The sequence below is a fragment of the Siphonobacter sp. BAB-5385 genome (assembly GCF_002261125.1).
Lineage (GTDB): Bacteria > Bacteroidota > Bacteroidia > Cytophagales > Spirosomataceae > Siphonobacter.
In genome coordinates this window covers 1-18,436 of record NZ_NMPS01000010.1, presented here as the reverse complement: position 1 = coordinate 18,436, position 18,436 = coordinate 1, and the positions used below count along the sequence as shown (strand labels likewise).

General features: G+C 48.2%; 18 protein-coding genes. 5 read left to right on the top strand and 13 right to left on the bottom strand.

Annotation, left to right across the window (positions count from 1 at the left end):
- Positions 1 to 102: 102 nt before the first annotated feature.
- The 5 genes from BWI93_RS00875 to holB all read right to left on the bottom strand — a co-directional run bounded on the left by BWI93_RS00875 (position 103) and on the right by holB (position 5,217).
- A complete protein-coding gene (locus BWI93_RS00875; protein ID WP_094808292.1) occupies positions 103 to 1,104 on the bottom strand; it encodes an aminodeoxychorismate synthase component I in 1,002 nt (333 codons plus the stop codon).
- Positions 1,105 to 1,164: 60 nt separating this feature from the next.
- Entirely contained in the window at positions 1,165 to 2,079 is a 915-nt protein-coding gene (locus BWI93_RS00870) for an SDR family oxidoreductase (RefSeq protein WP_094808291.1), read from the bottom strand.
- Between the two features lie 48 nt (positions 2,080 to 2,127).
- Positions 2,128 to 2,841 carry a peptidylprolyl isomerase gene (locus tag BWI93_RS00865; RefSeq protein ID WP_094808290.1) on the bottom strand — a complete coding sequence of 238 codons (714 nt, stop codon included), beginning with the start codon at positions 2,839 to 2,841 and terminating at the stop codon, positions 2,128 to 2,130.
- A gap of 28 nt (positions 2,842 to 2,869) precedes the next feature.
- Positions 2,870 to 3,799: a hydroxymethylbilane synthase gene (hemC, locus tag BWI93_RS00860; protein ID WP_094808289.1), complete on the bottom strand. Its 930-nt coding sequence runs from the start codon at positions 3,797 to 3,799 to the stop codon at positions 2,870 to 2,872.
- 290 nt (positions 3,800 to 4,089) lie between these two features.
- Complete coding sequence (gene holB, locus BWI93_RS00855) at positions 4,090 to 5,217, bottom strand: DNA polymerase III subunit delta' (RefSeq protein WP_094808288.1); 1,128 nt, start codon at positions 5,215 to 5,217, stop codon at positions 4,090 to 4,092.
- Between the two features lie 428 nt (positions 5,218 to 5,645).
- On the opposite strand from holB, the gene BWI93_RS00850 reads away from it, so the two are divergent.
- Positions 5,646 to 6,119 carry an Lrp/AsnC family transcriptional regulator gene (locus tag BWI93_RS00850; protein WP_094808287.1) on the top strand — a complete coding sequence of 158 codons (474 nt, stop codon included), beginning with the start codon at positions 5,646 to 5,648 and terminating at the stop codon, positions 6,117 to 6,119.
- Between the two features lie 84 nt (positions 6,120 to 6,203).
- Positions 6,204 to 6,656, top strand: coding sequence for a VOC family protein (locus tag BWI93_RS00845; RefSeq protein ID WP_094808286.1), 453 nt, complete (start codon positions 6,204 to 6,206; stop codon positions 6,654 to 6,656).
- Between the two features lie 150 nt (positions 6,657 to 6,806).
- On the opposite strand, the gene BWI93_RS00840 is transcribed toward BWI93_RS00845, so the two are convergent.
- The 8 genes from BWI93_RS00840 to BWI93_RS00805 form a co-directional block, all read right to left on the bottom strand.
- On the bottom strand, positions 6,807 to 7,814 hold the full coding sequence (locus BWI93_RS00840; protein ID WP_094808285.1) for a hypothetical protein: 1,008 nt from the start codon (positions 7,812 to 7,814) through the stop codon (positions 6,807 to 6,809).
- Positions 7,815 to 7,894: 80 nt separating this feature from the next.
- The gene (gene ftsY / locus BWI93_RS00835; RefSeq protein WP_094808284.1) at positions 7,895 to 8,872 is read right to left on the bottom strand and encodes a signal recognition particle-docking protein FtsY; all 978 of its coding nucleotides are present in this window, start codon (positions 8,870 to 8,872) and stop codon (positions 7,895 to 7,897) included.
- A 178-nt stretch (positions 8,873 to 9,050) separates the two neighbouring features.
- On the bottom strand, positions 9,051 to 9,203 hold the full coding sequence (locus tag BWI93_RS00830; protein WP_094808283.1) for a DUF4295 domain-containing protein: 153 nt from the start codon (positions 9,201 to 9,203) through the stop codon (positions 9,051 to 9,053).
- A gap of 87 nt (positions 9,204 to 9,290) precedes the next feature.
- Positions 9,291 to 9,473, bottom strand: a complete 183-nt coding sequence (gene rpmG, locus BWI93_RS00825) for a 50S ribosomal protein L33 (protein WP_094808282.1) — start codon at positions 9,471 to 9,473, stop codon at positions 9,291 to 9,293.
- A gap of 178 nt (positions 9,474 to 9,651) precedes the next feature.
- Entirely contained in the window at positions 9,652 to 10,329 is a 678-nt protein-coding gene (gene recO, locus BWI93_RS00820) for a DNA repair protein RecO (RefSeq protein ID WP_094808281.1), read from the bottom strand.
- Between the two features lie 120 nt (positions 10,330 to 10,449).
- Positions 10,450 to 11,646: a DUF1501 domain-containing protein gene (locus BWI93_RS00815; protein ID WP_094808280.1), complete on the bottom strand. Its 1,197-nt coding sequence runs from the start codon at positions 11,644 to 11,646 to the stop codon at positions 10,450 to 10,452.
- Positions 11,647 to 11,675: 29 nt separating this feature from the next.
- Positions 11,676 to 13,106, bottom strand: a complete 1,431-nt coding sequence (locus BWI93_RS00810) for a DUF1800 family protein (RefSeq protein WP_094808279.1) — start codon at positions 13,104 to 13,106, stop codon at positions 11,676 to 11,678.
- Positions 13,107 to 13,298: 192 nt separating this feature from the next.
- Positions 13,299 to 14,474, bottom strand: a complete 1,176-nt coding sequence (locus BWI93_RS00805) for a hypothetical protein (protein WP_094808278.1) — start codon at positions 14,472 to 14,474, stop codon at positions 13,299 to 13,301.
- 747 nt (positions 14,475 to 15,221) lie between these two features.
- Here BWI93_RS00805 and cysS point away from each other — a divergent pair.
- The 3 genes from cysS to BWI93_RS00785 all read left to right on the top strand — a co-directional run bounded on the left by cysS (position 15,222) and on the right by BWI93_RS00785 (position 18,370).
- Positions 15,222 to 16,712: a cysteine--tRNA ligase gene (gene cysS / locus BWI93_RS00795; RefSeq protein ID WP_094808276.1), complete on the top strand. Its 1,491-nt coding sequence runs from the start codon at positions 15,222 to 15,224 to the stop codon at positions 16,710 to 16,712.
- Positions 16,713 to 16,818: 106 nt separating this feature from the next.
- The gene (locus BWI93_RS00790; RefSeq protein ID WP_255157672.1) at positions 16,819 to 17,823 is read left to right on the top strand and encodes a M28 family peptidase; all 1,005 of its coding nucleotides are present in this window, start codon (positions 16,819 to 16,821) and stop codon (positions 17,821 to 17,823) included.
- A gap of 133 nt (positions 17,824 to 17,956) precedes the next feature.
- Complete coding sequence (locus BWI93_RS00785; RefSeq protein ID WP_094808275.1) at positions 17,957 to 18,370, top strand: hypothetical protein; 414 nt, start codon at positions 17,957 to 17,959, stop codon at positions 18,368 to 18,370.
- Positions 18,371 to 18,436: the final 66 nt, after the last annotated feature.

Here is an 18,436-nt window from a genome sequence, read left to right as displayed (position 1 = left end):
GTGCAGGCTGTCGTTAGGCGTGGAGAGGCTCATAGGCTACCGAACAGCTAGGCTTGCAAGACGAAATGCTATCTGGTGAAGACGACATAAATGAACGACCTTTTATGAAAAAGGCAAATACACCTTATCAATCAGTTCCTGGTACTCTTTTTCGGCTTCACTCAGAAAAGTAATACCGCCGCCGGAACGGAAGAACGTACCGTCATTAGTCTGTTCCAGAAAACGAATCAATACGCCGGAATCCAGATTTTCGCCGTCAAACATACCCACGATCCCGGTATAGTAGCCGCGGGGTTCCTGTTCGGCCTGCTGGATAATTTCTACGGTTTTGGGCTTGGGAGCTCCCGTGATGGAACCGGCGGGCAATACTTTCAAAAGCAGCGTACCGAGCTGGCTCTGCCAGTCTTCGGGTAAACGACCCTTGATTTCAGAACTTACCTGCAAGAGCGTTTTCTCGTGCGTGGGTACTTCCTCCACGTATCGAAATCGTTCGACCCAGCGTTCGGTGGTAATCTGGGCCAGATCGTTGCGAATCAAATCGACAATGGTGGCGTGCTCAAAGCGTTCCTTCGCGTCGGCCAGTAGCTGTTCACGGGCGTTGGGGAGGGAAGCATCCAGCGTACCCTTCATGGGGTGACTGGAAATCAACCCGTCCTGAATACGAACGAAGATTTCGGGAGAAAAACAGAGTACTTCCTTCTGAAAAGGCGGCCCGGCTTTTTCTAAGAGCGATTTCGAAAGCCAGAGCTTGTAGCGAGCCTTACTTCGCTGAAAAATGTCCTGAAAACCCAGTGAAGTATGAACGCGGGTACGGGCGGTCAGGTTGGTTAAAAAGGAATTTCCATTTTTCAACTCCTGATGAACGTACCTGAATTTTTCTTCGAATGCCGCGAAAGGCAGGGGCTCTTTTGTAAACGAAAAACCAGTTGAAACAGTAGGTTCGGCAGAAACGTTAGTCCGACCGTTTAGATCGTACCAGACGTCTGCCTCCGGTACGTCGTCCAGCGGCCAGATCAGCGGGTACTGATTTTCAAAGTCAAGAATGAAGAGGCAGGGACGCCGTTCGCGTCCGTACGTATTGAGTTGCTCTTCCAGGGATTTCATGGCATACAAAAAAAGAACGCGGACGAATGGTTCCGTCCGCGTTCCAAACTCTAAAAGGCCTTATACGCGTTCAGCCACCTGTTCGGCCAGAATGGCGATTCCTTCGGTAAAACTATGCGGTTCATAACCCAGTACGTTGCGGGCTTTGTCGAGAATGAAACCCGTCCGCGGCGGCCGCTTGGCGGGTTGCGTAAAAGTGCTTGAATCGGCTTCGGTAATGAGGGATTTATCGAGATTGAAATACGCTGCGGTGGCCATGGCCATCTCATAGGGCGTCATCACTTCCTTGCCGGAAATGTTGAAAATGCCCAGGGCTTCCTGCTGGGCAATCAGCCAGCAACCCATGGCCAGATCTTCGGCCAGCGTCGGTGAGCGGAACTGATCCGTCACCACCTTGATAGTTTTGCCTTCTTCGAGTGATTTTTTCACCCAGAGAATGATATTGCTGCGGCTCATATCTGCCGCGATGCCGTATACCAGCACCGTACGGGCAATGGCCCAGCGAATGTTCGATCGTTTTACGACTTCTTCGGCGGCATACTTGCTCCAGCCGTAAAAGCTCAGCGGACTGGGTTGAGCTTCTTCCGGATAAGGGCCGTTGACGCCGTCAAAAATGAAGTCCGTTGAAACGTGGCAGAGGAACGTATCGTGTTTCTGACAGGCTTCTACGAGGTATTCTACCGCCAGTACGTTCATTTTCCAGCATAATTCTTTTTCGAATTCGCACTGGTCCACATTAGTCATGGCTGCGGCATGAATGACTACATCAGGACGTACCGTTTCCATTACGATGGCTACCTGAGCCGGATCGGTAATGTCCATTTCGTGGTATTCGTAACCATCCGTAAAGGGGAGGCGATTGGCTCCGCGAGCCGTAGCAATCAGTTGAATGTCCGGATTTTGATGTAATAAGGTAATCAGTTTTTGACCGAGTAAACCGTTTGTACCGGTGATCAATATTTTTTTGGGCGTCATAGACGAAGAAAGAATAGATAGGAGTGGCCTTACGCAAAAGTAGGGTACTTACTTGGGAAAAGTATAACCGTATAGACGGGTAATTTTTTTCTTACGCATTTTTTTACTGGTAACTTTCAGCATCGCCACATTGGTATCAGGCCGGTTGGCTTCGTTGCGGGGCTGGGCAGCAATACTGTCTACGGCAGCCAACCCATCAATGACCTGCCCGAATACGGTATAATTCCCATCCAGCCAGGGGGTACCGCCTTTGGTTTTGTAGATCTGTTTCTGAGCCTCGGTCAGGGTTCGTCCGGCTCGCCGGGCCTGGGTTTCAAGTGAGGCATCGTCGTAGGTTTTTCCCTGAACAATGTAAAACTGACAACCCGAAGACGCTTTCTGTGGATTATTGTCGCGGGCTGCCCCTATGGCTCCGCGTTGGTGGAAAAGCTCGGGGACAAACTCCGCTGGAATGGTATAGCCGACATCGCCGTCGCCCAGCATTTCATCCGCCGTCGCCTGTTTTGATTTTGGGTCGCCGCCCTGAATCATAAAGGCTGGAATGACCCGGTGAAAGAGTACACCATCGTAGAAGTGCTCTTTGGTAAGCTTGAGAAAATTCGCTTTGTGCTTGGGCGTTTGATCGTAAAGAATCATCCGGATGGGACCGTACTTCGTATCAATCGTAATCAGGTTCTCGCGTTTTTGGGCGAAGGAACAGAAGGAACAGAGCAGCAACACGCCGATCCATTTGCTTTTTAAAACAGCAGTCGGTAAGGTCATAAATACGCCAAAAATTCGTTGTGATGGATTATTGAGCCAGGCCCGACCGGATTTCCCGCAAAATATCGCCACCGCCCTGGGCTACCAGCTGATCGGCCAGCCGCTGAGCCATCAGGTTGGCCTGAGCCGTATCCGCAATTTCCGTGCGGCGTAATTCCTGCGTACCATCGAGGGAAATCAGACCCGCCGTCAGACTGACCCGACCATTGAAATGCGAAGCCAGTCCGTAAACCGGAATACTACAGCCACCCTGTAGCGTCGCCAGGAAAATCCGTTCGGCTCGAATGCAGCTTTCCGTTACCGGGTCGTTTAGCAATTCCCGAATCCGGGCTTTTTTAGTGGCGTCGAGACCCACGGCACATTCGATGGCTACGCTACCCTGACCCACTGCTGGGGTGAAGACGTCCGTCGGCAAATGTTCGGCAATGTACTCTTCGTAGCCCATCCGGTGGACACCGGCGTAAGCCAGCAGCAAGGCATCGCAGGCACCATTTTTCAGTTTTTCGAGACGGGTTTGCAGATTTCCCCGCATATCTACCACTTTGATGTGCGGATAATGCCGCTTCAACGTAGCTACCCGACGCGTACTGGACGTTCCCACCACAAAAGGCTCGCCCGATTCCAGCGAAAGTTCAGTATTGAAGCTGACCAGTACATCGTTGACGGCTTCGCGGGGGGTGAAAGCCAGAATTTCCAGATCATCCGGCAGGGACGATTGCAAGTCTTTCGCGGAGTGCTGGGCAATATCAATAGCACCGGTTCGGAGTTGTTCTTCCAGTTCTTCGGTGAAAACGCCTTTCGATCCAATTTTTGAAAGAGAGCGATCCAGTATTTTATCGCCTTTCGTATCAATAATAACGATTTCAGGGTCCATGCCGCCCTGCCGTAGCTGTTCGGCTACGTATTCGGCCTGCCATAAGGCCAGTTTCGATCCGCGTGATCCTATTCTAACTTTCATTGTTAATCTTGTCTAAGAATATAGGTTTGAATGGGTTTGATATAGGTTTGATAAGGTTTGAGACAGGTTTAATGGTTAAGTCGTCTTGTTCATACCCTCAAACGGGTTGGAGCTACGTTTGAAGTTTGAATGAATGTTTAACAATTAATCATCTTGGCCTGAATCATCAGAGATTATCCTGAATCATCAGATATTATCCTGAAACTTCAGACGCCCGCAAACGTCAAACCTCGTGAAACATTCAAACCCACTCAAACTTTATCAAACCTTAAACCAAACACTTCCCTGACTTACTTTCGCATCAACCGGGCGAGCGTCAGGGACAAATCCATAAAAATCATTTTGGCCCGAACGTTCCGTTCCAGGTGAAAAAATGCCGCATTTAATTCCTCCGTAATCAGGGGGATACGTTCCGGAGGAATGACTTTCGAGAAATTCTGTACAAAGGTCAGTTCCTCGCCATCCAGTCGAACCAGCTCCTGAGCCCCGTTCTGCCAGAGCATCAAATCCCGAAACAGATTCAGGCTGTACTCCATCAGGCTTTTTTGTTGTTCCTTCGGTTGCGTATCAAACTCGTCCGCCAGCTTGATGAGGTCACCAAAGGCCGGTACGCCCCGGTAACAATGCCGCATCCACTGAGCAAACCAGGGCTGGTCATCATTGCCCTCGCCCTGAGCGAGTTGCAAGGCGTATCCCAGATTTCCTTCGGCCAGATAGGACAGATGGCGGGCTCGTTTTTCCTCCGTTCCCGCTTTTTCCTGTAAATACCGACTTACTTCTTCTTCCGTAAAAGCGGGAACCCCGACGCGTTGGGTCCGTGAAATAATGGTCGTCAGAAGCCGGTTGGCATCCGTACAGACGAGCAGGAAAATCGTTTTAGCGGGTGGTTCTTCCAGAATTTTCAGCAGAGCATTGGCCGAGTATACGTTCAGCAATTCAGGCTGCCAGAGCATCAGAATTTTGTATTCGCCTTCGTAGGCTTTCAGCGAAATTTTCCGAATGACGTTACGGGCTTCCTCCGCCGAAATGTTTCCCTGTCGATTGCCTTCCACGCCAATGAACGTAAGCCAGTCGGAGAGCGTACCGAAGGGCTGAGCGGCCACAAATTCCCGCCATAAGGGCATGTATGCATCGGATTCGTTATCCTTGATTTTTTTGGTAATGGCAACCGGAAAGATATGATGTACGTCGGGGTGTGCCAGCTTCTGCATTTTTACGCAGGAAGCACAACGACCGCAGGCATCCGTGGCCTGCCGATCTTCACAATTCAGGTACGTGGCATAGGCCAGAGCCAGTGCCAGGTTTCCACTGCCACTCGGGCCGTGAAACAACTGGGCATGAGCCACATGCTGATTCGTGACCGACTGAATCAGCGTTTCTTTTAAAGCTTCTAAACCGGGAACTTCTCGAAATAACAAGGACGATCAACAGTAAGTGAGTACCGCAAAGATACACCCCAGCCCCGTCAAAGTCGATAGGAGCTAGCGACATCGGTATAAGGCTTTTTCAAAATTAGCTGTTTCGTTAACAAACGATTCTTCTCCAAAATAGAGAAGGAAAACCCGTTTTGAAAAAAATAATACTACATATAGTACATTAAGGCTAAAGAATTCCCGACATTTGCACCCCATTTGAGGAAAATGGCCCTAAAAGTATGAAAATGAAAGACCTATAGAAAATAATCTTTGTTTAGCGGATTAAGGTTTTATTAAGATATTACACTAAAATTTAGACATTAAAAAAAATTATATTTTACCATCGTGCTTAATTGCCGTATATTTGTGAAATTTGTGAGCGAAAGTTAAGCTATCCACCAAATAATATTTTCGCCCTCTGCGTATAGCATATGAACACACTTCAGAAACTCGATCACATCGACCGCAAAGTTCTTGAAATACTTCAGTCGAATGCCAAGATTACGAACGCTCAACTTTCTAAAGAAATTGGCTTGTCACCCGCTCCGACGCTGGAACGGGTTAAAAAATTAGAAACTTCCGGAATCATACAGAGCTACCACGCTCAACTGGATCGGGAGAAAGTAGGTTTAGGCGTAACGACCTTCGTACAGATCACGCTGGTAGGTCACAAAAAACAGGTAACGGATTCTTTCGTAGAGAAAATCAATGAGATTCCTGAAGTCGTAGAATGTCACCACATTACAGGTTCCGGTGATTTTCTGCTGAAAGTAATTTCAAAAGACATTGCTTCGTACCAACGCCTGATGCTGGAAAAAATCAATGAAATTGAAGAAGTAGCCAGCACCCAAACGATGGTTATCCTGTCTACGTTCAAGGAAAGCAAAGTGCTGCCCATCCCTTGATCTCAAAAGAATTACGAAGTCGTTACCCTGGAGTTTAAGCATTCGGGGTAACGACTTTTTTTGTACCTCTAACTTCTACTTTACATGCGTACCCTACTAATCCTATTCAGTCTTACAGTCATGAGTCTGGCGGCTTCAGCTCAGGAAAAACTGGGCGTTATCAAACACAATCACCTGGCTTTGCAGGTGAAGGATTTACCGGTTTCGACGAAATTTTATTCGGAAATTCTGGGCCTGGAACGGATTGAAGTGCCCGATAATCTGAAAGCCATCCGTTCGTGGTTCAAAATCGGTCCTGATCAGCAAATTCACCTGATGGCCGGACGTACGACACCCGTATACAACGACAGAAACGGAAGTCACTTTGCTGTTTTTGTGGAATCGATCGATAAAGCAGAGGCTTTTTTAAAGAGCAAAAATCTGCCCTACCATTCGCAGGTGCGTTTTGATGGCGTAAAGCAGATTTACGTGCCCGATCCCGATGGCTATCAGATTGAACTGAACGAGTGGAAAGAGCCAGCTAAGAAAAGCCAGTAATGCGAATCGAAATTGCCAGTCTACAGGCTGGCAATTTTTGTTTGTTGAAAAGGAAAGAGGTTAGATAGTAGTCTACGTAGTAGGGCGATTCCAGCCAACGAGTTTTCGGATTACCGTAATGTGGACTTGACCCTTCGTTACCCGAGAAAATCAATCACGTATCAAGTTCATCAACTCCTCCCGAATGCCCGTCCAATGTTGATTCAGATTGAGCGTATGTACCCGAATCTGGTGCGACTGATCGGTAAACGTTGCCGATACGGATTCCGTAACGGTGGGATACAGCAGAATGCCCGTAGCGGAAGCGGGCTGATTTTTCAGGTACGCAAATAACTGGTACAAATGCGGCGAGTGAATTTTGCGGACTTCAAATCGCCGCTGAAACGTCTCTGTGTAGTATTTTGTATCAATGATGACCTTACGATGCCCCTGTTCCAGCGTTAAGTCCGTTTGCATGAGCGGTAATAGCGTCTGATCCGTTTCATTGGCTTTCAGTTGCCAGTGAATGGTCTCACGGCGTACCCGCCACTGTGGGAGTTCATAGCGATAAAAGTTGCGAACGAAGGCTTCGAACAAACCCGCCATCTGTTTTTCATCCCGCCAGAAATCCTGAAACTGATACTGACCCGTTGCTTCGTCCACCAGTAAGTTCTTATGAATCAGCTCGCATACGTTTAGTAGAAAACGGTAGGGTAATTGCGTACGGGGTAAAGATGTGTGGCGAAAGACCCGATCGGTTAGTCTGATCTCATCGATGCCTTGCATACGCGTGTACAGATGCCGTACGGAAGACTGGAACGGGGAGGTTTTAAGTTTGAGTAGGCGACGAAAGGTACTTTTCAGAATTTGATGGACTGTGTGGTTAGGCGTATACTGATCAATCTCACATGCGGCCCGTCCGTACCTGAATTCATTTTTCTGAAGGCTTTCCGTAAACAATAATTTTCCGCGTATAGTTGGCATCGTAACTTGCTCGGGTTCATAGGTATGAACCATGCCTTGCTTAAAAAGTCGCGAGCTTCCTTTCACGAGTACCTGTGTCAGTAGCTCAAGCAAGGATGTCTGATCCGTTGCCGATACTTTAACCAGATCCCGTTCCTCCAGTTTATCCCAGGCGTAGCATAATAGATAGTATAGGTTTTGAATGGGAATTTTCACGGCTTAAACCATCAGTTGAACACAAAGTACATAAAAAAAGCTACCACAACGGGTAGCTTTTACGGTAATCAAAAGGAGTATTATTTTTTGAACAGACTTTCTACAAAGGTCTGTTTGCTGAACACCTGCAAATCTTCAATCCGCTCACCAACGCCGATGTATTTCACCGGAATCTTGAACTGATCGGAAATACCAATCACAACGCCACCTTTGGCCGTACCATCGAGTTTCGTAATGGCTAAGGCCGTTACTTCCGTGGCTTTGGTAAATTCCTGAGCCTGAATGAACGCATTCTGACCCGTTGACCCATCGAGTACCAGCAGGACTTCGTGGGGAGCTTCTGCCGAAAACTTCTGCATGACCCGCTTGATTTTCGCCAGCTCATTCATCAGGTTTACTTTGGTATGCAGACGACCCGCGGTATCGACAATCACTACGTCGGCTCCGGTTTCGGTACCCTGTTTTACAGCATCGTATGCGACCGAAGCGGGGTCCGTATTCATTCCGTGATCGATCACGGGTACACCGACGCGTTCCCCCCAAAGTTTAAGTTGATCTACGGCGGCGGCCCGGAAGGTATCACCCGCACCGAGTACTACTTTCTTACCGGCTTTATGGTACTGAGCGGCCAGTTTTCCGATCGTGGTGGTTTTACCCACGCCGTTTACACCGACTACCATGATGACATAGGGTTTAACGCCTAGTGGCGTTTCGAAATCACCCGATACGTCAGCGGATTTATTTTCAGACAAGAGAACCGCGATTTCTTCCCGCAGGATGCTATCCAGCTCACTTGTACTCATAAACTTATCCCGGGCTACGCGATCTTCAATGCGACGAATGATTTTTACCGTAGTCTCAACGCCCACATCCGAAGAAATGAGAATTTCTTCCAGTTCATCGAGTACTTCTTCGTCCACTTTCGATTTACCGACAATGGCCCGGCTCAGTTTGGAAAAGAATCCATCTTTGGTTTTTTCCAATCCTTTGTCGAGCGATTCGGCCTGCTCCTGTTGGATTTGTTCCTTTTTCTTACTGAAAAAATCGAATAAGCCCATTTTTGAGATTACGTTATCGGGGTAGCTAGTTATCGGTTTTATGAACGTACTGGGTCACAAAGCAACAGGAATATAACGAGAGCCTGGAGTCCCAGCCGATAACGACGTTCAAATCTACAACAAAAAATCCCCCGAAGAATGTTCGGAGGATCAGAACAAGACTTTTAAAGTCAAGCAACTAGTTTTTCAGAGCTGCCTGAGCTTCGTCCTGAAGAACGATTTCTTCTTTGAAGGTATAGGCACCCGTCGTAGGGTTTTTCACCGCTTTGATGACTTTAGCGTATTTAACGCCACCTTCTTTTTTCAGGGTTGCTACTACTTTCTTTGCCATTTCAGTAAAATGTTATACAGTGGATCACTAACCAGTTGTCAGTTATCGCCGGTTAGGAGCCACCTAACGAATAACTGGGGCCTGAAATTACTTGATTTCCTTGTGAAGCGTATGCTTCTTCAGGAAAGGGTTGTACTTTTTGAGTTCGATACGAGCCGTAGTGTTCTTCCGGTTTTTTACCGTTACGTACCGTGACATGCCCGGAACGCCTGAAGTTTTTTGCTCGGTGCACTCGAGGATTACCTGAATGCGGTTGCCTTTCTTAGCCATGAGCTATTGCGTTAAATAATCAGTGCTTTTCAAAATTGGAACGCAAAAGTAGCGATATTTTATGACGCTCACAAACCTCGTTCCTAAAATTGTTTAGATTTTGATCAAAGTAAAGCAATAATTTTTCCAACGCTTGATCCGTAAGTTTCCGCTTTTGCTCCTGTTTGACGTATGATGCTTACGAAAATATGGTTCGTAGTACCTCTAACGAACGCACTTCGCCCATGCCATCCACGTGCAGCTCGTAGAATTTTAACAAAATTTCCAGCAAATAATTCCGTATGGATCGGCTTACTTTAGTGTCGGGATCGGTTCGAAGGTCATCGAGACGGCTGAGGGCTTCTTCATCGTATACCCGATAGCCGGCGTCGGTTAGCTCCTGACTTAATTGCTGGGCGGATTGGGGCTCAAAACCCAGGTAAAAACTAAACCGAAGCAGGAACCAGACGTGGAAGTTTTCATACCCGGTGGTCGCCTGATCGAGCCAAAGGAGACTTTCCCGTAAAAAGCCAAACAAGGATGGATTACTACTTTCTTCCTTCAGAGTCTTACCCAGAATCTCAGTAATAAATAATGCAATGGTCGACTTGGTCACATCGAACGGAATACTCTGGTACGGATGATTGACCTTGAGTTCCGAAATGCGTTGAATGCCCGCACTTTCTTTAAAGTACACGACTAGATCGAGCAGGGTAAGGGGTTGAAAAAGGGCAATTTTGTTTTTGCCTTTACTACTCCGAACGCCATTTTCGATGTACGTCTGCAGACCAAACTCTTCCGTATAAATTTTAACGATGATGGACGTTTCGCGGTAACGCAGGTAATTGAGTACTAAACCCCGGGTTTTCTGAAGCATTGAATCGAATGAGTTACTAGCATACTGAATATACGCTTTTTTTTTGAGAAAACCTGAAGGAAACGATAAGGTTTAGCAGTTATACGTGGGTGTTTGATGCCATAAACGGATTATTCGCTGCTAGGCAAGCTTCAGGCCCGGGAATGGTTTGCCGAGTACAGCGGTGGAATCAATTCCCAGCCAATGGTCGAGTAGGGTAGCGTAGAGATTACGAAAATCGACTTTGTATTTCAGGTCACCCTGATCGAGATCGCTTAAATCGGGAACGGCCTGATACTGGCGATCAAGGGCCAAGTTACCCCCCGCCAGAAAGACACAATTAGCCGTACCGTGGTCGGTACCATTAGAGGCATTCTGTTTGACCCGACGGCCAAATTCACTGAACGTCAGCACCAACACCTCGTCCAGTTTATGCTGGGCTTTCAGATCTTGCATAAAAACATCGAGTGCTTCGGCGTATTGTCTGAGCAACTGTTCCTGTTTGGGCTGCTGGTTCACGTGCGTATCGAAACTGCCGTGGGAAACGTAGTAGACGTTAGAATCAACGCCGGATCGAATAAAGTCCGCCACGGTTTTCAGGCGGCGGCCTAGTTCGTGCGTTGGATAAGAACCTGTTGTGCCGGTGACATCGGTTTTCGCGTGGATGTACGCCGATGAAGACAACGTTTCCGCCAAAGTTTTATAGAGGTAATCGACGTTCGCGTATGCTTCGTGATTAGCTCGGGCCAGCTCCTGATAAAAGGGGTTTTTCGTTTGCTGATACAAACGTTTAGGGTCCGATACGGCTAATCCTTTGACGCGTTCACCCTTCATGGACAAACTGAGCTGATCGTCAATTTCCAGGGCCTGATACGGTTGGCAGGTTCCCGAACACTGAGCATCCAGGTAACGTCCGATCCAGCCCGTTTGCCGGTATTCGCTGGCATCGCTGGCCGTATGCCAGATGTCCATCGAACGAAAATGCGAACGATCCGGGTTGGGGTATCCTACGTTGTTTAGAAAGCGGAAGTATCCCTGATCGTACCAGGAGCGAAGTTTCTCAAGGGCCGGGTGCAGGGCCAGTTCATCCGTAAGTTTCAGGACTTTTGTTTCGGGGATGGCCAGTTTGGGACGTTCGCGGTAATAGATGTCATTTCGGAACGGGATGAGGGTATTCAAACCATCGTTACCGCCCGAGAACTGTACAATGACCAGCACCTTATCGTTCGTGCGAAACGTGTTGATCTGATCGCGTTCGTACGCTTTCACAAAATCCGGAATCAGCCAAGTTCCGACCGCAGCCAAAGCCGAGCGGCGAATAAATTCGTTTCGATTCATACGCGTAGGCATTTTTGAGGAGGTGTTCGTTAACAAAGCTGATACTCGGGCAAAGTCAGAATTCCTAAAGTGAAGTCCTGCAAGTCGTTATTTTTACGATGCTTCAGTAACAAATCTCGCTGCGAGGGCAGGAGCGGGCGGGCCAGTAAATGCGTACTCAACGCATCCAGCAAAGCTTCCGTTGATAACCCGGCGAAGGGTTGGGCAAAGGCTTCCCAGTCGAACTGCGTTTGGAGAAAAGGTTTATTAGATCGCTTCGCCAGATAGTCCGTGTTGACGTCGCCATCGGCTTTGGCTTTAAAATTCAGCTGAGCCGCCTGAAGAATGATTTCGGGCAGCTTCATCCGTAAAAGTAAACTGGAGGAATCAATCCAGGTAGCACCTCCCGGCCAGCCCGCCACGTTGGGCGGATAAAACAGGACCTGATCCAGGGCTTTCTGAACGTAGAGGACCGCCTGTTTCTGTCCAAAATTCAAGCCCAGTTGACGCTGGAAACCTACCAGTAGTTCGACCGGGGATTTGATATTCACCCCGATGTTCTCGGGACGATAAAACCAGTCGGACGTGAAAATCTCATGCATTAGCCAACTGATGTCGTAGTCCTTTTTACGGAAACCAGCGGCCAGCGGCTGAATGATCTCCGGGTCGGGCCGGTCGTTGACAAAATACCGATAGATTTTAGTGACCAGAAAAGGAGCGGTCTCGGGACGTTCCAGAATCAGCGATAAGGTATCCGTACCATCGAAGGGGCCCGTTTTCCCGAAAATGGTTTTTGTACCGGCGTCGTGCTGATTTTTCCGGATTTCGAAGGTTCCTTCCCGGTTGAAGCCCCAACCCGTAAACGTACGAGCGGCTTCCTTAATGTCCTGTTCGCTGTAATGACCCCGGCCCAGCGTAAATAATTCCATGACTTCACGGGCAAAATTCTCATTCGGACTTTGCTTCCGGTTCTGCTGGTTATTCAGAAACTGAAGCATGGCAGGGTCCTGAGCGATGGCCTGAAGTAAGTCGCCAAACTTGCCCAGGGCATGTTGACGAATGGTGTTATTCTGTCGTTGTACGAACGCAGGATTCAGACTTCGGCAGGCGAAGTGCCCATGCCAGAACAAAGTCATTTTTTCGCGAAAGACGCTGGTTCCGGATGCCATTTGCGTAACCCAGGCATAATTCAGATCCCCGATCAGTTCCCGGTTTCCCTGATCAATTTGCCGGATATACTGCTTCTTCTGTTCCTCTGAAAGGGGGTCTTTCTGCAGGACCATTTCCAGTAATGCTTTCCGAGAATAGCCTACTCGCTGTGGATCGACTACGTGCAGGGGAAGCGGGGTCTGAGCGTCCTTAAAAAGATCCTGTACCGCACGCCGAACGGAATGGCGACTGGCTTGCTGTAACGTAGCAGGACTTGCTCCAAAGCCCGCCCGCTGATACAAATGCTTCAACTGAATGAGCGTGTTTTTCATCGGATGAAAAGACGGATGGAGTAAAGAGTTCACGCATACACCGTAGAAAGATCAGTAATGGGATGGGGTTGAGGGGGGACAGGTTTAATGAGAAAAGAGATTTTAATTTCGGATAGACTACTTAGTACGAACGCTTTAACAAAAAAAGATTACCCTCCGGAGAAGGTAATCTTTACAAGCGTAGGCAAAGCCTTATACCCGTGGACAGCGTTTGAACTCTTTGGTACGGTCGAACAGATAGCGATACGTAATAAAGGTTTTTTCAATTTTGGTCCCCAATTGCGAAACGAAGCGGTTCATTCGCGGATTAAAATCACCTACCCAGTTCATGTCGATGGTATGGTACTGATAGTCTGGATTGTCACGGCCTGCCTGACGGAAACGCAGGGCAATGGCCGACTCGACGCCCTTGCCTTGATAGTCTGGAATCACACCAAAGATCAATCCGCAGGTACGGGTGACTACCTTTTTCCATTTAAGCAAGTACAGTAACTTGAGTTTCTGTACCAGACCAAACTTTCCGTTGAGGTGCTTCACGATCTGGTTCAGGTCCGGAATGACAATAAAGAAGGCAATGGCTTCGCCGCCTGCGTAGGCAAACCAGATCAGTTGTTCATCCAGAATAGGTTTCATGGATTTCACCAGTGAAGCGGCCTGCTCGCTGCTCATCGGTTTGACACCTGGAAATTTGGCCCAGGCTTTGTTATAAATGCTGCGGAAGTCCTCCGTATACTGATCGAGTTTGGCTTTTTCGATGTGTTGAAAAGTGTATTCCGGATTGGCATAAATCCGCTGGGCTTTTTCTTCCACCGCCGGAGCAACCACCACTTCCCGAATCGGCGAGGTATAGACAAACTGCTTGAAGTAGTCCTGGAAGCCGTATGTTTCGAAAAAGCGAATGTAGTACGCTTTCGTCCAGGGCATTTTGTACGTGGGTTCGTGATCCCAGCCCTGTACCATCAGTCCCCACCACGATTCGCGTTCGCCGAAGTTGACGGGGCCGTCCATCGCTTCCATACCTTTGCTTTCCAGCCATTCCTTACACGCTTGGAAAAGAACAAAGGCGGCTTTTTCGTCCTCAATACACTCAAAAAAGCCCATTCCGCCCGTGGGCTGTTCTTCCAGGTGTGCCTTATCGTGATCAACGAAAGCGGCTACCCGACCAATGGTTTGTCCGGCGTCGTTCTGTAAAATCCAGCGAATGCATTCCCCGTGTTTGAACATTTTGTTTTTCTGCGGATCAAAGACTGACTCAATGTCCTGATCCAGCGGACGAATCCAATTCGCGTCGTTTTGATACAGACGCACGGGAAACATCAAAAATTCACGTTGGGCTTTCGGATTGGTACCGACTTCGAACAATAACATGGCGTATCTGGGAAAGAATCTTTAGTCAAAGATAGGGGAGTTTTCAGTTTTGGGTTTTGAGTTTTCCGTTTTGAGCGGCAGCCGCCGCGTTTTTTACGTTTCCGTTTTGGTAGGATAAAATCCGGTAAAGGTAGCGAGGCGGGTTGTCCGTAGTATGTACTACGGACGCAGAAGCTGGTAGGCTGTGCCTACCGAGCGGGACGATTCCCGCATTGCATACGGGGCAAATGACATTGAATCCCTTTGGGGTTGGAGAGTCAGGAGGCAAACCTAGATTAAATAGGGGAAGTATGACCGTTTAACCCTAGAGGGGTTTTATGTGAATAGCCATGGTCATTGCCTTCGGGGCTGGGGCGTTCGACTGAGGAGAGACTCAAGTAGTGTAGGTTTTTAATTCTGCATTCGTCACGCTCATACCGATCGTAATGGGTAATCTTGAACAGCCTAAATTGCAGGTCTGAAATAGGAAAGAAGAATTACACCCGCTCTTGTCGGATTTGTAATCCGAAAGCTACCTGTAACAGATTTTTAATTCGATGAATCGAAACCCATCACTGAAAACTCTAAAAGGAAAACGGAAAACTCGAAACTCTTTTCCTTACTTTTGCGGCGAAACCCTGTATCACGTGGCAACTGTTTCTTTTTCTTCCCGCGTATTTCGATGTTGGAACGGTCAGTAATCTTCGACTGTTTCACTTTTTTGCGTACTGAGCTTTCGGTACCAATCTCATTCAATTCCCTTCGTTCATGCAATCCCTGAAGATTTATAATACCCTGACTCGGGAAAAAGAAGTTTTTCAACCCCTGCATCCGACCCACGTGGGCCTGTACGTCTGCGGGCCTACCGTCTATAATTACGTGCACCTGGGCAACGTTCGGACGTTCCTCACCTTTGATGTACTCGTACGGTATCTACGGCACATTGGTTATCAGGTTCGGTACGTTCGTAACCTGACGGATGTGGGGCACCTGACCGGCGACAGCGACGAGGGCGAAGACAAGATTGGTCGTATGGCCCGCCTCGAAAAGCTGGAGCCCATGGAGATTGTACACCGCTATACGGATGATTTCCATCAGGTCTTGTCGAAATTCAACTTCTTGCCACCGAGTATCGAACCAACGGCTACGGGCCATATCGTCGAGCAGATTGAAGCGGTGAAAGCTTTGATTGAGAAAGGCTTAGCCTACGAATCCAATGGATCGGTGTACTTTGATATTGAAAAGTACAACCAGAATGGACAGGATTACGGAAAACTTTCTGGTCGTATTCTGGAAGATCTGCTCAGCGAAACCCGCGACCTGGATGGCGTCGGTGAGAAGCGAAACCCGCTGGATTTTGCCCTCTGGAAAAAAGCCGCTCCCGATCACCTCATGCGTTGGCCAAGCCCCTGGGGACTGGGCTTCCCAGGCTGGCACCTGGAATGTACCTGCATGAGTACGAAATACCTGGGGACGCAGTTTGACATTCACGGGGGCGGGATGGACCTGAAATTCCCGCACCACGAATGCGAGATTGCTCAGGGTACGGGCCTGAATGGCGTTTCGCCGGTGAAGTACTGGATGCACTCGAACATGCTGACGGTAAATGGTCAGAAAATGTCGAAATCGCTGGGCAATTCCTTCCTGCCCAATGAGTTGTTTGCCGGTAGTCATCACTTGCTTGAACAGCCGTATTCGCCCATGACGACCCGGTTCTTCATGCTCCAAAGCCAATACCGTTCCACCCTCGACTTTTCCAACGAAGCCCTGAAAGCGGCTCAAAAGGGATACAAGCGTCTGTTGAATGGACTACGTTTACTCCGCGAAATGGAGTACGTGGCCGATGAAAGCGTAAGCATTGATCCCAAACAGGTGGAGGAAATCGAGAAAGCCATTGGAGGAGCTTACGATGGTATGAACGACGACCTGAACACAGCTGTGACCATTGCAAACCTATTTACGCTGTTGAAGAAAATCAACCAGCTGTACATGGGGCAGAGTCAGTTTGCCCAGCTGGGAGCGGAGGTTTTCGAAAAACTCAAGGCCACCTATCTTACGTTTTTCCTGGATATTCTGGGTCTGAAAGAAGAGCGTAACGAAGCGTTTGAGCCACTGGTCAATGGTTTGCTGGACCTGTACCGTGATTTCAAAACACAGAAGCAATACGACAAAGTCGATCAGATTCGTTCCGTATTTAAACAAAATGGCCTGGTCATTAAAGATCTGAAACAACGGATCGACTGGGCGTATGAAGAATAGATTTAGTTGTCAGTTAATGGTTTTCAGTTTTCAGTAAAAAGAGCAAGACAAGGGCTAAACGAACTGAAAACTGAAAACCGCAAACTGAAAACTGCACAAACTACCTATGAAACGTACCCTCACCCTGATTGGGCTGCTGTTGATGGGCGGCCTATTACTTGAATCCTGTAAAGAAAAATCGAAAAGTGCGGAGAGTACGGCCACGGAGGAGACGAAGCTGGCTCCAGCTCCGGTGTTCAACGCGGATTCGGCCTATGCTTTTGTCCAGAAGCAGGTTGATTTTGGCCCTCGTATTCCCAATTCAAAAGCCCATCGGGCCTGCGGCGACTGGATGGTAGCCAAGCTGAAAAGTTATGGATTTGCGGTGACCGAGCAGACCTTTACCGAGACGGCTTTCGACGGTACCAAGCTCAATGCCCGTAACATCATCGGCAGTATTAATCCCGACGCTGCTAAACGCATTCTGTTAACGGCTCACTGGGATACGCGTCCCTTTGCGGATAAAGACACCGTCGCTCAGTACAAGAACAAACCTTTCGACGGAGCGAATGACGGCGGTAGCGGCGTTGGCGTACTGTTGGAGATTGCCCGCAATCTGAAGGCCCAGCCGCTACCGAATGTTGGTATCGATATTATTTTCTTTGATATTGAAGATTGGGGCGAGAAAGAAGGAATGACGCCTGCTCAGGGACGATCCAACTGGGCGTTAGGTTCTCAATATTGGGCGAAAAATCCGCATAAACCGGGTTATTCGGCCTATTACGGGATTTTACTGGATTTAGTAGGAGCCAAGGGGGCTCAGTTCCCGCAGGAGAGTTACTCCCTGCAATATGCTCCGAGCGTTGTACAAAATATCTGGAATACGGCGAGCCGACTGGGCTATAATCAGTACTTTCTGCCGGTACCTGGTGGTGGTCTGACGGACGATCACGTAGCGGTTAACGAAGTGGCAAAAATCCCGATGGTGGACATTGTGGAAATGAAGGTTAATAATCCGAAAACCTTCGGCGATTATCACCATACCCATAAGGACAATATGGAGGTCATTGACAAAAACGTCATGAAAGCCGTAGGCCAAACCGTAACTCAGGTATTGTATCAGGAAAATTAAGACTCTGTTAAGCGTTTAGCAGTTTTGGGTTTAGCGTTAGTCTGCATTGGAGACCAAGGACACGAGGGTATGGATGTGCTATTTCAATAACCCTAAACTCTAAACGCCAAACCTTCAAACTTTACTTATTCGAATGCGTTTTCGTACCCACTATTTGCTCTATCTGGTGTTAGCAGTAACGGATGCCTGGTTGCTTTCGCATCCCAATCTCATTGGTCGGGTGGGCATCTGGCTGTATCGCTACTCGTACATTAAAAACTTCCCGCGGGCTTTAGTTTTCGTATTGCTGGCGGTAGTCTTTTCGATTTTGATGAGCGAATTAATCAAGAAGTTTTTTCCGGTACGTACGGCGGTGTTGTTGCTGGCTTTGTTGCTGGTCATTGCTTCGATGGCCTTCATGAACGTATTCATTCAATTTTCGTCGGGTACGTATCAGTTTACGGGCAAAGCGTTCATCTGGGGGGCTCACCTGCTGCCTTTCATTTTGATTCTCATTTTTATTCAGAGTTTGTACGAGGTATTCCGAACGGGAAAACTTGATCAATAATAAGTACCTGTAAAAGAAAAGGCTCGGGAAATTTGGAGTGCCCCCAAGAAGTTAGACACTACTTGG